The 14,834-nt window shown below is 44.5% G+C and carries 16 protein-coding genes; 13 read left to right on the forward strand and 3 right to left on the reverse strand.

Going from position 1 to position 14,834, the window contains the following annotated elements; translation table 11 throughout:
* Nucleotides 1-13 precede the first annotated feature (13 nt).
* The 3 genes from fliE to CPG39_RS08400 all read right to left on the reverse strand — a co-directional run bounded on the left by fliE (nt 14) and on the right by CPG39_RS08400 (nt 2,947).
* A complete protein-coding gene (gene fliE / locus CPG39_RS08390) occupies nt 14-337 on the reverse strand; it encodes a flagellar hook-basal body complex protein FliE (RefSeq protein ID WP_013646501.1) in 324 nt (107 codons plus the stop codon).
* A gap of 98 nt (nt 338-435) precedes the next feature.
* The gene (locus tag CPG39_RS08395) at nt 436-1,752 is read right to left on the reverse strand and encodes a sigma-54-dependent transcriptional regulator (RefSeq protein WP_172424099.1); all 1,317 of its coding nucleotides are present in this window, start codon (nt 1,750-1,752) and stop codon (nt 436-438) included.
* Nucleotides 1,753-1,756: 4 nt separating this feature from the next.
* Nucleotides 1,757-2,947, reverse strand: a complete 1,191-nt coding sequence (locus CPG39_RS08400) for a sensor histidine kinase (protein WP_096292884.1) — start codon at nt 2,945-2,947, stop codon at nt 1,757-1,759.
* 335 nt (nt 2,948-3,282) lie between these two features.
* On the opposite strand from CPG39_RS08400, the gene fliF reads away from it, so the two are divergent.
* The 13 genes from fliF (at nt 3,283) to fliR (ending at nt 14,739) form a co-directional block, all read left to right on the forward strand.
* Nucleotides 3,283-5,001 (forward strand): flagellar basal-body MS-ring/collar protein FliF, encoded by a 1,719-nt coding sequence (gene fliF / locus CPG39_RS08405; RefSeq protein WP_096292885.1) that lies wholly within the window; start codon nt 3,283-3,285, stop codon nt 4,999-5,001.
* Nucleotides 4,994-5,989, forward strand: a complete 996-nt coding sequence (gene fliG / locus CPG39_RS08410; RefSeq protein ID WP_013646497.1) for a flagellar motor switch protein FliG — start codon at nt 4,994-4,996, stop codon at nt 5,987-5,989. The genes fliF and fliG overlap by 8 nt, the downstream gene beginning before the upstream one ends.
* 79 nt (nt 5,990-6,068) lie before the next feature.
* A complete protein-coding gene (locus tag CPG39_RS08415) occupies nt 6,069-6,779 on the forward strand; it encodes a flagellar assembly protein FliH (RefSeq protein WP_096292886.1) in 711 nt (236 codons plus the stop codon).
* A 1-nt stretch (nt 6,780) separates the two neighbouring features.
* Nucleotides 6,781-8,181, forward strand: a complete 1,401-nt coding sequence (gene fliI, locus CPG39_RS08420; RefSeq protein WP_096292887.1) for a flagellar protein export ATPase FliI — start codon at nt 6,781-6,783, stop codon at nt 8,179-8,181.
* A gap of 29 nt (nt 8,182-8,210) precedes the next feature.
* Nucleotides 8,211-8,669: a flagellar export protein FliJ gene (fliJ, locus tag CPG39_RS08425; protein ID WP_096292888.1), complete on the forward strand. Its 459-nt coding sequence runs from the start codon at nt 8,211-8,213 to the stop codon at nt 8,667-8,669.
* A gap of 80 nt (nt 8,670-8,749) precedes the next feature.
* A complete protein-coding gene (locus tag CPG39_RS08430) occupies nt 8,750-9,934 on the forward strand; it encodes a flagellar hook-length control protein FliK (protein WP_096292889.1) in 1,185 nt (394 codons plus the stop codon).
* Between the two features lie 337 nt (nt 9,935-10,271).
* The gene (gene fliL / locus CPG39_RS08435) at nt 10,272-10,766 is read left to right on the forward strand and encodes a flagellar basal body-associated protein FliL (protein WP_096292890.1); all 495 of its coding nucleotides are present in this window, start codon (nt 10,272-10,274) and stop codon (nt 10,764-10,766) included.
* Nucleotides 10,767-10,773: 7 nt separating this feature from the next.
* A complete protein-coding gene (gene fliM, locus CPG39_RS08440) occupies nt 10,774-11,751 on the forward strand; it encodes a flagellar motor switch protein FliM (protein WP_096292891.1) in 978 nt (325 codons plus the stop codon).
* A gap of 16 nt (nt 11,752-11,767) precedes the next feature.
* The gene (gene fliN / locus CPG39_RS08445; protein WP_172424100.1) at nt 11,768-12,310 is read left to right on the forward strand and encodes a flagellar motor switch protein FliN; all 543 of its coding nucleotides are present in this window, start codon (nt 11,768-11,770) and stop codon (nt 12,308-12,310) included.
* Nucleotides 12,311-12,350: 40 nt separating this feature from the next.
* Nucleotides 12,351-12,758 (forward strand): flagellar biosynthetic protein FliO, encoded by a 408-nt coding sequence (gene fliO, locus CPG39_RS08450; protein WP_231990251.1) that lies wholly within the window; start codon nt 12,351-12,353, stop codon nt 12,756-12,758.
* A 97-nt stretch (nt 12,759-12,855) separates the two neighbouring features.
* Nucleotides 12,856-13,602, forward strand: coding sequence for a flagellar type III secretion system pore protein FliP (fliP, locus tag CPG39_RS08455; protein ID WP_096292893.1), 747 nt, complete (start codon nt 12,856-12,858; stop codon nt 13,600-13,602).
* A gap of 13 nt (nt 13,603-13,615) precedes the next feature.
* Entirely contained in the window at nt 13,616-13,888 is a 273-nt protein-coding gene (gene fliQ / locus CPG39_RS08460) for a flagellar biosynthesis protein FliQ (protein ID WP_096292894.1), read from the forward strand.
* A 53-nt stretch (nt 13,889-13,941) separates the two neighbouring features.
* Nucleotides 13,942-14,739 carry a flagellar biosynthetic protein FliR gene (fliR, locus tag CPG39_RS08465; protein ID WP_096292895.1) on the forward strand — a complete coding sequence of 266 codons (798 nt, stop codon included), beginning with the start codon at nt 13,942-13,944 and terminating at the stop codon, nt 14,737-14,739.
* Nucleotides 14,740-14,834 lie beyond the last annotated feature (95 nt).

A 14,834-nucleotide genomic window follows, 5' to 3' on the forward strand; every position in this document is an offset into this window, starting at 1 on the left:
CGGCAGAACCCGGTTAAACCTGCATATTCATAATTTCCTGGTAAGCGGTTACCAGCTTGTTTCTGACTTGAACCATCGATTGAAAGGAAACGTTGGCTTTTTGCAACGAAATCATTACCTCATGCAAATCCACATTGGATTGGTCGCTTACAAACTGTTCGCTCAACCTATCCGCACTCAGCTGCGATTTGTTGACTTGATCAATAGCGGATTTAAGCTTCTCGCTAAAATCAACACTGGCTACTTCATCAATGCCAGGTTGTTTTTTGGTGCCGGAAGCAAGTGCTGAAGCCGCTTGCAACTGCTGCAAAATATTATCAATTCCGTTTTTGTCCATGATTCACCTCAGTACCAATTTTTCCAACTATCGCTCAGAATCCAGAAATGCTCAAATATTATATAAAGTTGCACGTAGCTGTCTATAGGCGATATGTGTTACGTTGTCATACGATATTGTTGTAACTTATAGCGCAACGTGCGCTCTGAAATACCTAACTTTTTAACGGCCAGTTTACGCGAACCATTAACGGCTTCAAGTGTTTCCAGAATGTGCTTTCGTTCGAGCGCCTTGATATCCTGAATCGATGATTCTGTAGTCATTTGATTTTTCTCATGCACTGAAACTGTTTCCGGCAAATGAATATGTTCGACGTCAATGATATTATTATCCATTGCCAGAATCATGGCGCGCTGCATGACATTCTCCAACTCCCTGACATTACCCGGCCAGGAATATCGGGTTAATTTTTTAATTGCTGGCTGAGTCATTCTGCAAGAGGGTTTTTCTGAGCCGACTGCCGCCGTCGCCAGTATACGCTGCGCTAGGGGTTCTATATCTAATGGTCGTTCGCGCAACGATGGAATTTCAATAGGAAACACATTGAGCCGGTAATACAGGTCTTCACGGAATCGTCCATTTTTTACCATTGCCATCATGTCACGGTTGGAGGTTGCCAAAACCCGGATATCCAATTTGATTGCTTTATGTCCGCCTACTCGCTCCACTTCTCTTTCCTGCAATACGCGCAATAGTTTTGCTTGCAACTCCAAGGGCATTTCAGAAATTTCATCCAATAACAGGGTACCGCCTTGCGCTTGCTCGAATTTTCCGGGTTGAGCCTGTGCCGCACCTGTAAAAGAACCCTTTTCATATCCAAATAAAGTAGCTTCCAGAAGATTCTCCGGAATCGCCGCACAATTGATCGCTACAAAGGGTTTAGCGGAACGTACTGAATGTTGATGAATAAAACGTGCAATCACTTCCTTTCCGCAACCACTTTCGCCTGTCAACATGACGGTCGCCGGTGATTGCGCAACACGTTTGGCCAGTGACAATAATGATCGTGTATGCGGATCTTTAGCCACCACTTTATCGTCCTGTTCGGATTCGGATAGTGCATGGCGTTTTATTTGAGCCAGCAGACTGTCCGGATCAAAAGGTTTCAGCAGATAATCGCAAGCACCGATACGCATAGCGGCAACCGCCTTTTCGATATCTGCGTAAGCAGTCATAAGCAATACAGGCAATTCCGGATCGAACGCCTTGATTTTTGTTAACAATGTGAATCCATCAACAGGTTTCATTTGAACATCGCTGACAACCATTCCTATCTGGCGCTCTTGCAGCACTTGCATGGCATCGTTTCCATTGCACGCGGCGGAAGTCTCAAAACCGCTTAATTTCAAGGAAGTGCAAATTGCTTCCAATAAATCCTGATCGTCTTCTACGACTAGAATAGGTAATGTTTTCATTATTTCAATCTCCATTGCATCTGGGCAGGCGTATTACAAATTCAGTCCCCCTCTCAATTGAGGAATTGATCTGTATACTGCCGCCCATAGACTGTATAACGCTTCTAGCAATGGCCAAACCCAAGCCAGTGCCTTCGGAACGGGTGGTGAAGAAAGGCTCAAACAGCCTTTCCTGCAGCATCGAATCAATACCTGGCCCGTTATCCAGGACACTGAAAACGATATTTGATTTTTCCAAGCGGATTGTGAAAGAAATCTGACTGCCCGCCGGGGATGCCTGAACTGCATTTTCCAGAAGATTAATCACTGCGCCGCACAAGGCTTGGCGATCGGTTACCAGAAATTCGTCTGCACTATAATCATTTACCGTGAATAGCAAATTATGTTGTTTCATTTGTGGCTCGATGACTTGTTGCAACTCTGCTATTAAGCTACTAATGACAACAGTCTCAAGTTGGTTTGTCTCACCTTTTACAAAACGCAGCATATCTTTGGTTAAGTGCTCCAGATGATGCAAGCGTTCAATCGTCTTTGTAGCAAGTTTCTTACGCTCGCTCGGCGTTAAGGCATCGCCTCCCAAATGATTGGCATAGATTAATGCGGTTGAAAGTGGGGTACGCAATTGATGCGCCAGATTCGCCGCCATTTCTCCCATGGCGGTTAACCGTTGATTTCGTCTGATTTGCTCCTGTACCGCATAAGCTTCAGTAATATCATTGATTAACAGAATTCTTCTTCCGGCTGAATCGGCCGCGCTGCTCTCGATACGGATACGCCGCTGCCCGGATGTATCTTGCAACTTAACGTACCATTCATTAACAAGCCCGGTTGATGTCAACCGCTTCTGCAGCACCTGCTGCCATGTCATACCCAGCAAGGGGGAGCCGAGTATATGGATTGCTGCAGGATTGACTTGCTCAATGCGTTCTTGCGCACTAAGAGAGATGACTCCACCCGGCAAGGCATTTAACAGAAGGCTTAATTGCTGAGACAAGTTTTCTTTGGCAATGAGTTGTTTATGCAACTCACCATTCGCTAGCGCCAACTCCTGGGTCAACGCTGTGACCTGATGCTGCAATTCCTGATAGACACCGGACAATTGCTCCGATGCCTCGTTAAATGCAGCAAATGCAAGCTGTAGTTGTTTCGGATCCAATGGTACCGATTGCGTATCAGCAGATTTTCTTGTTTGCACGGGTTTGGATTAGCCATTAGTAGAAATTGCCGGTAGCTTAACATTGTTACCAACCCTGATAATGATACGAATAGGGCCGACAAACCTATTCTTTTTAAGCGATCAGATTTTACGAATTTATCGATAATCATCACACTAATAAGAATCTATTCAGAACTTACGTAATCTGGATATAAATACAATATTTTTACGGAATCATGAATGCTGAAACATATTGCTTGTTAAATAAGCACCCGATGACAACAGTTTCTTGCAAACATAAGATAAATAATTTTCTTGAAAAATATCACTCACATTGAGAATGTAAACTGGAAATATAAGTAGGAGAATAGTACGTGGCAACAGTACCTAGTGAATCCAATGCAGCAAGCCCCGCTCCAACCAATAGACTGGAACACCTCAGTTCTTTGTCTAATCAAAAGAAACTTGGATTGATTACTTCTGCAGCCGCAGTTATTGCCTTATTAGTAGGTGCTTTGATGTGGAGTCAGGCCCCGGAATACCGCGCTCTTTATAATAATCTCTCAGATCATGATGGTGCAGCCATTATCAGCGCATTGCAGCAAATGAACGTACCTTACACATTTTCCGACGGTGGAGGCACGATTCTGATTCCTGAGAAACAGGTTCATGAAGTCCGCCTGAAACTGGCAGGTCAGGGGCTACCTAAAGGAGGGTTGGTTGGATTTGAATTAATGGAAAATCAGAAATTCGGCTCCAGTCAATTTCTTGAGCAAGTCAATTATCAGCGTGCATTAGAAGGCGAATTGGCGCGTTCGGTTCAATCATTGTCGGCAGTGCAAAGTGCGCGCGTACATTTAGCGATTGCGAAACCCTCCGTCTTTTCGAGAGAAAAACAACAACCGAGTGTTTCTGTATTGCTTAATTTATATCCTGGCCGCGTACTGAGCATTGAACAGGTCAGCGCGATCGTGCATTTGATGGCCAGCAGCGTACCGAATCTGCCAGTAAAGAATGTAACTGTCGTAGATCAAAATGGGAATTTGCTAAGTTCCCAGAATGACAAAAAAGAAGATTCCCGGTTTGATGCCAAGCAATTGGCTTATATACAGGAACTTGAAGAAAATTATATCCGGCGTATTGAAACTATTTTAACCCCCATTACCGGAGCCACTAACGTTCGCGCGCAGGTGACGGCCGATGTCGATTTTTCCCGTATCGAGCGTGCGGAAGAAACATACCGTCCCAATAACACAGAGGCGGATCGCGCCTCGATTCGCAGTCAGCAAACCCACGAATCTATGTCTATAGGTTCAAAATTCGATGGAGGAATCCCTGGAGCGCTGACAAACCGTCCGCCCGAACCTGCGATTGCACCCATTGAAGCAAGCGGGAAAAAACCTGCCGGAGATAAAGCCGAGGGTGATGAAGAGAAAACCGATAGCACTCCGCCGCTACCCACCGACAAGAAGAAAGAATCAACAATTAACTATGAAGTGGATAAAACCGTTCAACATACCCAACAATCGACCGGAAATATCAAACGACTATCTGCCGCGGTAGTGGTCAATTACCGCAAGAAAGTAGATGAAAACGGGACAATTACATATGAACCATTAAGTACCGAAGAAATTAAAGAAATTAATAATCTCGTACGAGAAGCGATGGGCTATAACGAGAGACGGGGAGATTCGCTCACAGTTACGAATGGTTTATTCACAGGCGAAACTGAAACAATCCTGGAGGTCCCATTCTGGAAAGATCCTGATGTCATCATGCTGGCAAAGGATTTTGCGAAACAGCTATTAATCATAGGCGTTGTCTTATTTTTCCTATTAAAAATTCTGCGGCCATTTCTCAAGAGTCTGGCACCACCGCCACCGGTCCCGGCTTTGACTGATAATACTACTCAAGTTGCCTCTGATGGAACTACGCTGGAACAATTGCCGGGGCAGACGGATGGAACTGCGATGCAGCAGGCTATTCAGAAATCGATGTTTGATGAGAATCTCAAGCGTGCTAAACAATTGGCCATGGATGAGCCAGCCATAGTCGCTAACGTTGTAAAGGATTGGATAGTTAAAAATGGATGATGAAGGACTCAAGAAAAGCGCCATTCTGCTGATGACCTTGGGTGAACAGGAAGCGGCGTCGGTCATTAAATTATTAGGTCCGAAAGAAGTGCAAAGACTGGGTGAAACCATGTCCACACTTCAGAATATTACGCGGTCAGAAATTGAAAACATCGTATCCGAGTTTTGTGATGAAGCTGAAGGCAGAACTACTTTAGGACAAAATTCATCAGATTATATTCGTAAAGTTTTAACCAGCGCACTGGGTGACGAAAAAGCAGCCAATCTTATCGATCGAATCCTACAAGGCGGGGATACCAGCGGTATTGAAGGACTGAAATGGATGGATGCAGTATCCGCAGCTGAGATGATCAAGAACGAGCATCCGCAAATTATTGCGACTATCCTCGTTCATCTGGAGCGCGATCAGGCCTGTGAAATTTTAAGTCTGTTTACCGAGCGCTTGCGCAACGATACGTTACTGCGTATAGCCACACTCGACAGTATTCAGCCCGATGCATTGCGTGAACTCAACGATGTATTAACAAAATTGCTATCGGGCAGTGCCAATGTCCGCAAAGCGGCTATGGGCGGAGTCCGCGCAGCTGCTGAAATTCTCAATTTCGCTCCATCGGCTCATGAAGCCAGCGTTATTGAAAACATCAAGCAGTACGATGAAGAACTGGCACAAAAAATCATGGATGAAATGTTTGTATTCGATAACCTGATTGACATTGATGATCATGGCATCCAACTACTGCTCAGAGAAGTTCAATCGGAATCTTTGATAATCGCGTTGAAAGGGGCGCAGGAGGAATTGCGCAAGAAAATTTTCAAAAATATGTCACAACGCGCTGCTGAAGCTCTTCGTGAAGATCTTGAAAGCAAGGGTCCGGTGCGTATTTCCGAAGTTGAAGCCGAACAAAAAGAAATTCTTAAGATTGTGCGTCAATTGGCGGACGATGGACAGATTGTTTTGGGTGGAAAGGGTGATGATGGCTTTATCTAGCCGGTAATGTTTTTATTAAATCAGCTCTATCAATAACCATAGCTTCTTACTATTTAGTTCAAAAACTCAAGGCTTACCGATGATAATCAATCATTTTGTTCCCAAAGAGAAGCTCAACACTTATCAACGCTGGGAAATGGATTCTTTGGAAGATGCTGATTTATTGAAAAAACCACAGGAAACTGAAAATCATCACTTAGAAGAAGATAATGCTGAACACGAAACGATCGCACTACCAAACGAGGAAGAAATTGCTGCCGTCTATCAGCATGCTCAAGAAACAGGCTATACAGCGGGACTTCAACAAGGCCACGCAGCCGGATATGCGGAAGGTAGAAAAGCAGCGGAAATGGAGGTAAAGGTTGAAGTGGCGCACATACAATCACTACTCACACAGTTGTCTCAAGATCTTCACTATATGGATCAGCAGGTTGCGGACAGCTTACTGGATTTATCGCTTGCACTTGCAAAAAAGCTAGTTACAACAGCATTAAAGATAAAACCTGAATTGATCCTGCCCATCGTGCAAGAAGCTATTCGTAACTTGCCGCATTCGATGCAACATCCACGCCTTTATTTACACCCTGAAGATGCCAAACTTGTCGTTGCACATCTGCAAGTGCAGGTGGAACAGGACAACTGGTGCATCCGTGAAGATGAAAAACTATCGCGGGGTAGTTGCCGTATTGAAGCGGATGGCAGCGAAATCGACGGCAATATGGAAATTCGTTGGCACAGAGCCCTATCGACCATTGGTCACGATAACAAATGGCTTGAAATGGAAGACTAGAATGTCACGACATGAACAATGGAGCAGTTTTTTAAAAAATTGTACACAAGTAATTAATCCCGCCAATTCTTTCTTACTCAGCGGAACAGTAACCAAGGTTACGGGATTGGTCATGGAAGCAGTCGGGCTCAGGTTGGCGGTCGGAAGCAGTTGTACCGTTTTCTTAGCGAACGGGCAAAACGTCTCGGCTGAAGTGGTAGGGTTCTCGGGAGAACGTTTATTTTTGATGCCATCAAGTGATGTTTATGGATTGTCACCCGGAGCCAGAGTGTTTCCCTCCGAAGTTCTCAACGAGCCTCCGCGCATCGGCAATTTTCAACATCCACGTAGACGCGCTGCAGATCGTGCAAAGCATGTAATCGTTGGACCGGAGTTGCTGGGGCGTGTACTAAATGGTGTGGGCGAACCGCTCGATCGACTTGGACCAACCCATGCGGAGCATAGCGTCCCGCTCTACAGTCGTCCTTTTAATCCATTGGAACGCACTCCTGTCAGTGAACCGCTCGATGTTGGGGTAAGAGCCATTAACACGCTGCTTACTGTCGGCAGAGGGCAGCGCATGGGTTTATTTGCGGGAAGCGGGGTGGGAAAAAGCGTATTACTGGGAATGATGGCGCGTTACACCACTGCCGATGTGATTGTCGTCGGTTTAATCGGGGAACGGGGACGCGAGGTTAAGGAATTTATTGAAAATATTCTCGGTAAGGAAGGGCTCGCACGCTCAGTGGTTGTTGCCGCACCGGCGGATACATCGCCATTATTACGCTTACAAGGCGCTGCTTATGCAACGGCCATTGCCGAATATTTCCGGGACAGCGGCAAGCATGTATTGCTCATTATGGATTCATTGACCCGTTATGCCATGGCACAAAGAGAAATATCGTTGGCTATCGGCGAACCTCCCGCCACTAAGGGCTATCCGCCCTCGGTATTTGCTAAATTACCCCAATTAGTGGAACGCGCCGGTAACGGCAACCAAGCTGGCGGTTCAATTACGGCCTTTTATACTGTGCTGGCAGAAGGCGACGATCAGAACGATCCGATCGTGGATAGTGCCCGCGCCATTCTTGATGGACATATTGTTTTATCACGAAGATTGGCGGAAGCAGGACATTATCCAGCAATCGATATTGAGGCATCGATTAGTCGTGTGATGACCAGCGTGGTGCCGCCGAAACAAATCGATATGGCGCGGCAATTTAAAAGCCTGTATGCACGCTATCAGCGCAATCATGATTTGATCAGTGTCGGCGCATATGTCGCTGGCACGGACCCAGAACTTGATCGGGCTATCAGGCTTTACCCGTCATTTGAAAAATTTTTACATCAGACCATGTCGCAATACGAGAATTTTGCCGATAGCCTTGTGAAACTCACAAAATTATTTGAAATTGAAAGATAGAAAATACGACGCTCAAGGAAAGCCTTCTTATGTCAACAAAGTCATCGCTAAAGATTCTTCTGGATTTAGCGCAACAGAAAACAGATGCTTTAGCAAGAAAACTGGGTAAGCTAAATACCCAACAGCAAGAGGCAGAAAAAAAATTAAATCTGCTTCTGCAGTATCGTCATAGTTATCAATCTTATATGCAGGATTCAACAAGAACCGGACTCGATCATATTGAGTGGCTCAATTTTATCGCCTTCATGAACAAACTCGATGCGGCCATAACAGAGCAGCGTCAGGCCGTATTATTTGCCCAAAACAAAAAGATTGCTGGAGGTGATGAGTTTCTATCCAGCCAACAAAAATTAAAATCCTACGATACGTTATCGCAACGAAAAAGAAATGCGGAAGATTTAATACAAGCAAAGAATGAACAGAAAATACAGGATGAATTCACATCAAATTCCTTTTATCGCAATTCATATCCACCCAAAAATGGTTAGTCGCATCCAGTGTTTGTCACACTGGCATGAATATTGCTGTTTGATTGGTGGCATTATTAATCGTATGAGACTAGAAACTTATGTTAAACCTATCGGTTGCACCGCAAATTAACGCTTCAGTTGAAAATAATATTGCAGTAACGAGCAATTCGAATCCATCGGAAAAGAATAAATCCGACGGTGAAGAGTTTGGAAAAGTCTTGCAGCGTGAAATCTCTGATGCAGCAAAAAAACATGAGAGAAACGATACATCCACCACGAATGAGCGCTCTGACAGTCCAGCAACCATTGAAGAGAGTAAGAACGATAACAATACTACCTTAACCACACCCGAACCGGTAACTGCGAGTAATACGGTTAGCTTTATTCATACTCTGCTGAATAATCCGACCCATCAAGCCAACGTTAATCATTCACAACTTCCAGTGGATTCAATATTCGATCACGCTACAAAGGCTGCACTGCCGAATATGCCGCAAGTATCAGATACGATGTTTTCGAATTCATTAATTCCCCTGGATGGTAAGCAGACTCTGAATGTTATGGTTCCAACTGCGAATCCAATGCTGCAGCAAAAACTGGCACAACATAACTTAATGGCGAATGATTTTTTTTCGCTGTCCAATAATATCTGGCAGTCATTAAGTGCGGAAAATTCTGCCGTTGACGGCAATTTATTGCCCTTTTCTTCAGAAATGAGCTTAATCACTCAAAACGCTGCGGAAGAGTCGATATTTTCCACGCATAACGAATCCTTCACATCACAATCATTTGCATCACCATCACTTAGCCTAAGCAGTACTGATACGGTAAACACTGCACCGCAGGATATTCATGTTGATCTTCCAATAAATCAGCCAAAATGGGGAAGTGAGCTCGCCCAAAAAGTAGTTTGGTTGACTTCCCAACAAAATCAGGTAGCTGAAATTCACTTGAATCCAGCGCATTTGGGTCCGGTCGAAGTGATGTTGACCATCACGCAGGATCAGGCAACCGCACAATTTGTATCTCCACATTCAGCGGTACGCGAAGCTATTCAAGACGCCTTGCCAAAGTTGAGAGAGATGATGGCTGAGAACGGCATCCAACTGGGCAATGTCATGGTCGGTTCCGATTCATTCCAGCAAGAAAACAAACAACAGCAGAGTTATCAATCAGCAAAAAATTCACCTAACATACCTGGTCAGGAAGCGGAGACCGGTAAACATATTGAAACAGTTACTATGCCTGGAAGGCATCTGGGCATGGTCAATACTTATGCATAATATTTCATTAGACCCACACCATTCGAGTTCCAGATATTTAACCCTCATGTATTGCACATTCGATTGCCTGGAAACAGCCAAGACAGGGAATTCGTCTGACAATCGCACTGTGTCTATCACGCAAACAAAATCCAATTGTATTGTGTGATAAAAATTTTGTTTCCCTACCCATGTGACTATCAGCTTCCTTCCAGAAACCGGAATCTTTAAATACCTGATGACTCTTCAATGAGGTTGGGTATCCGAAAATAGCGACACTATTTCACTGTTATTTGGCATATCGATTTATTGTTACGTCGAAGATAATAAATTTCGTCAAATAGCGGAGTTGAACCAAATGTCAAAATCTAATGAAACACCCCCTGCTGCAGAAGGCAAAAAAAGCAAAAAGGGTCTGGTAATAATTATTCTGATTGCGATCATTGCAATCTGCACCGGTGCAGGAGGTGCCTGGTACTTCATGCAAATATCGGGAGACGGTGAAAGCGAAACTGAAAAACCCAAATCAAAAGCAAAACCGACCACCTTTATAGATCTCGATATTTTTACCGTCAATCTTCAACCGGAAGAAAACAATCAATATTTGCAGGTGGGATTAACTGTCAAAGCCAGAGAAACCGAAGTCGTGCAAGAAATGGCCAAACAAATGCCACTCATTCGCAATCGCATTCTTATGTTGCTTTCCAGTAAGAAAGCGGCTGATCTTTCAAGCATTGCGGGCAAACAACAATTAAGCCAACAGATTTCTGATGAAATCAGACAATCCATTGATTCCGAAGATCTGCAAGAAGACGTGCGAGAAGTATTATTCACATCATTTGTGATTCAGTAAATCGAACATGGCCGAAGATTTTCTTTCACAGGACGAAGTTGACGCACTTCTCAAAAGTACTACGGGTGAAGTCGATGAGGTAAAAGAAGAAGCAGAGGAAGGGGGTATCCGCAATTATAATCTTGCGACACAAGAACGCATTGTCCGGGGGCGAATGCCCACTTATGAGATTATCAATGAACGGTTTGCAAGATTACTACGTATCGGCTTATTTAATTTTATGCGACGCACTGTGGATATCGCGGTTGGGCCGGTTAAGGTAATCAAGTTCAGCGAATTTGTACGTAACTTGGTTGTACCCACTAATCTCAATATGGTTCATATGAAACCCTTGCGAGGCACAGCGCTGTTTGTTTTTGATCCTGAATTGATTTTTCTGATTGTGGACAATCTATTTGGTGGTGATGGCAGATATCACACGCGCGTTGAAGGAAGGGATTTTACTCAGACAGAGCAGCGAATTATTCAGCGTTTATTAGGTGTGGTTTTTGATGAGTATGAAAAATCGTGGAAATCCGTTTACCCGATTCAGTTCGAATACGTCAGGTCTGAAATGAATCCTCAGTTTGCTACGATCGCCACACCGAACGAAGTGGTGGTTTGCGTAACATTTGATATCGATATGGGAAATAAAGGCGGAGGGTTGCATGTCTGTATTCCCTACTCCATGGTCGAACCGATTCGAGATACCTTGTATAGCGCATTGCAAGGGGATCATTTGGAAGTCGACAAACGCTGGATTAAGTTATTGTCGCAGCAGGTTCAAGGTGCTGAAGTGGAATTGGTTGCCAACCTCGGGGGTGCGAAAGTTACATTTGAACAAATTCTAAGCATGCAATCCGGGGATATTATTCCACTGGAAATCCCAAAATCCATTTCGGTATGCGTTGATGGGGTGCCCGTAATGGATTGTCGCTACGGCACTATGAACGGGCACTATGCGCTTAGGGTTAATTCAATGATTTCCAGATCAGAATTCGAATAATTTATTGGAGAGCAAGATGTCAGAATCAACAGGAAACGAACAAACAGAAACCGACGATTGGGCAGCTGCCATGGCTGAACAAGCGACAGCCTCACAAGTTGATGCCAATGGCAGCAATGGGAATACTACCGATGATTGGGCGGCAGCCATGGCTGAACAAGCAACTGCAGAGCACAGTAGCACAAATTCTCTGTCATCGAGCAGCAAAGAACAGAATACCTCTGTATTGGGTTCACAGAATGCCAATTCATCCGTATTTCAGGAATTCTCAAAAGATAGCGAATCGCATGGAACTCGTCATGACATAGATTTGATTCTGGACATTCCAGTTCAAATGACGGTGGAACTCGGTCGCACCAAGATTGCCATCAAGAATCTGCTGCAACTTGCGCAAGGCTCTGTAGTCGAGCTGGACGGTATGGCGGGTGAACCTATGGATGTGCTGGTTAATGGTTGCTTGATTGCACAAGGCGAGGTTGTGGTGGTGAATGATAAATTCGGTATCCGCTTGACCGATATCATTACGCCGAGTGAACGGATTCGCAAACTTAATCGCTAGGGCTCATAAAATGTTAAGTCGTTATTTATTGATTTCTATTATGACCGTTCCGTTTCAGGCAATTGCAGAAACTGTGAAACCCGGTTATGTCCCTCCTCCCGCCGTGATCTCAACCGAGAGCACATTACAAATGATGGGAGGATTGCTGCTGGTATTGGCGCTTATAGGAGGCATTACTTGGCTGCTTAGGCGATTCTCATTGATACCGGCTACTTCTGCAGGCATTGTTAAAGTTATTGCCGCAGCCGGAGTGGGGCAACGAGAGCGAGTGGTAATAGTTGAAGTTGATAGCACCTGGCTGGTTCTTGGCGTGGCGCCCGGCCGCGTAAGTAAATTACACGTAATGACCAAGCCCGCAGTTGAAACATCCGATCCAATATCGCAGGGATCATCTGCCGTGGTTTTTGCCGAGCAACTTAACCAGAGTATAAAAAAAGAAAATGCATAACAAGCTTCCTGCATCGATTATTCATTTACCTTCACACCTCACTAAGATTATCCATAGATTGCCTTCGGACCGCTTACGATATCTGAGCAGAACAAGAATGTCCCAATTGTTGCGAACAGTATTTTTCCTTGCTGGTTTTATTGCTCTACCCGCATTTGCGCAGCAATCCGGCTTTCCAGCATTTACCAGCACCGCTAATGCCGATGGAAGTGCAACCTATACGTTGAGCTTACAAACATTATTGTTGCTAACGTCACTGACATTCTTACCTGCTCTGGTATTAATGATGTCAAGCTTTACCCGCATCATCATTGTATTGTCATTGCTCAGAATGGCGCTGGGTACGCAATCCTCCCCACCTAACCAAGTGTTGCTTGGATTAGCTTTGTTTCTAACTTTTTTCATTATGTCGCCGGTTATCGACCGCGTTTATTCGGAAGCTTACCTGCCTTTTTCCGAAGATAAGATAAGCATCATGGAAGCGGCTGAGAAAGCGAGCGTGCCATTGAAATCATTTATGCTGCATCAAACCCGGGAAGCGGATTTGGCGCTTTTTGTTCAAATCTCAGAAAGTGAAGAGCTTGAAAGCCGCGATCAAGTGCCGCTAAAAATACTTGTGCCGGCATATATCACCAGCGAATTGAAAACGGCATTCCAGATCGGTTTTGTTATCTTCATCCCTTTTCTGATTATCGACTTGGTCGTCTCCAGCGTATTAATGGCGATGGGTATGATGATGCTGTCTCCCATGATTATTTCACTACCCTTTAAATTAATGCTTTTTGTTTTGGTCGATGGCTGGCATTTAATTATTGGCTCATTGACTCAAAGCTTTTATACCTAAAAGGAACCTTATCATGACCCCAGAAGGAGCAATGACCATCGGTCGGCAGGCGCTTGAAATTACATTCATGATCTCTGCGCCATTACTGCTTGCAGCTTTAGCAACGGGTTTGCTCGTCAGCATTTTTCAAGCGGCAACTCAGATTAACGAAATGACCTTATCATTCATACCCAAATTATTAGTCATGTTTTTGGTTATGGTATTAGCCGGACCCTGGATGATCGCTGTCATGACAGATTATATGCAACGACTGTTCACAAGTATTCCCTGGTTGGCAGTCGGTTAGGGCTAGATGATCAATTTAATTTTCTTTGGCCAAAAGAGTAGTGGGCTAATCGCATGATCAATATAACCACTGCTGAATTCAATACATTACTGGCGGCATTTATTTGGCCGCTCAGCAGAATTCTGGCACTGATCGCAAGCGCCCCTATTTTAGGAAACCCCAGCACTCCGGTCCGAGTAAAGTTGGGTCTGGCAATCATGATTACGATTCTGGTTCTGCCCCTCGTCGAGAAATCCTTACCGCAAATTGACCCCGCTTCCGGGATCGGGTTGGTGATTCTGTTGCAGCAAATATTGATTGGTGCAGCCATCGGATTTGTCATGCGCGTTGTTTTTGTTGCTGTTGAAATGGCGGGCGAGTTAATTGGCCTGCAAATGGGACTGGGGTTCGCAATATTCTTTGATCCCCAGAATTCCGGACAGATAGATATTATTGGACGCTTTCTGGGAGTCATCGCCAGCCTGGCATTTCTTGCCATGGATGGTCATTTGTTGATGATTGCCCTAATTTCACAAAGCTTCAGCACCTTACCGATAGGCTCAGCGGCACTAACCGATGTTACATTTACCACGCTCGCAAACTGGGGGGGAGAAATTTTCAAATCCGGGTTGCAGTTGTCACTTCCTGTCCTGACAGCATTACTGATTACCAACATCGCTCTCGGCATTCTGACCCGGGTCGCGCCGCAACTCAATATTTTCGCAGTCGGTTTTCCATTAACTCTAGCCATTGGCTTCCTTGTTCTAGGGCTCAGCATGCCTTTTTATACCCCCATTCTGGAATATTTGGTGCACGATGGCTTGAAGTTGATGATGGGCATACTTAATATCGATGATATCAATATGCCATAGAAGTAATCAGATATTGCCGAAACAAATTTTGATATCAATTAATTTAAATTTTTCTCGGATAAACAGGCAATATTTCCCTTCTTTTTCAAAGCAAA

This window comes from Nitrosomonas ureae, from assembly GCF_900206265.1.
GTDB lineage: Bacteria > Pseudomonadota > Gammaproteobacteria > Burkholderiales > Nitrosomonadaceae > Nitrosomonas > Nitrosomonas ureae_C.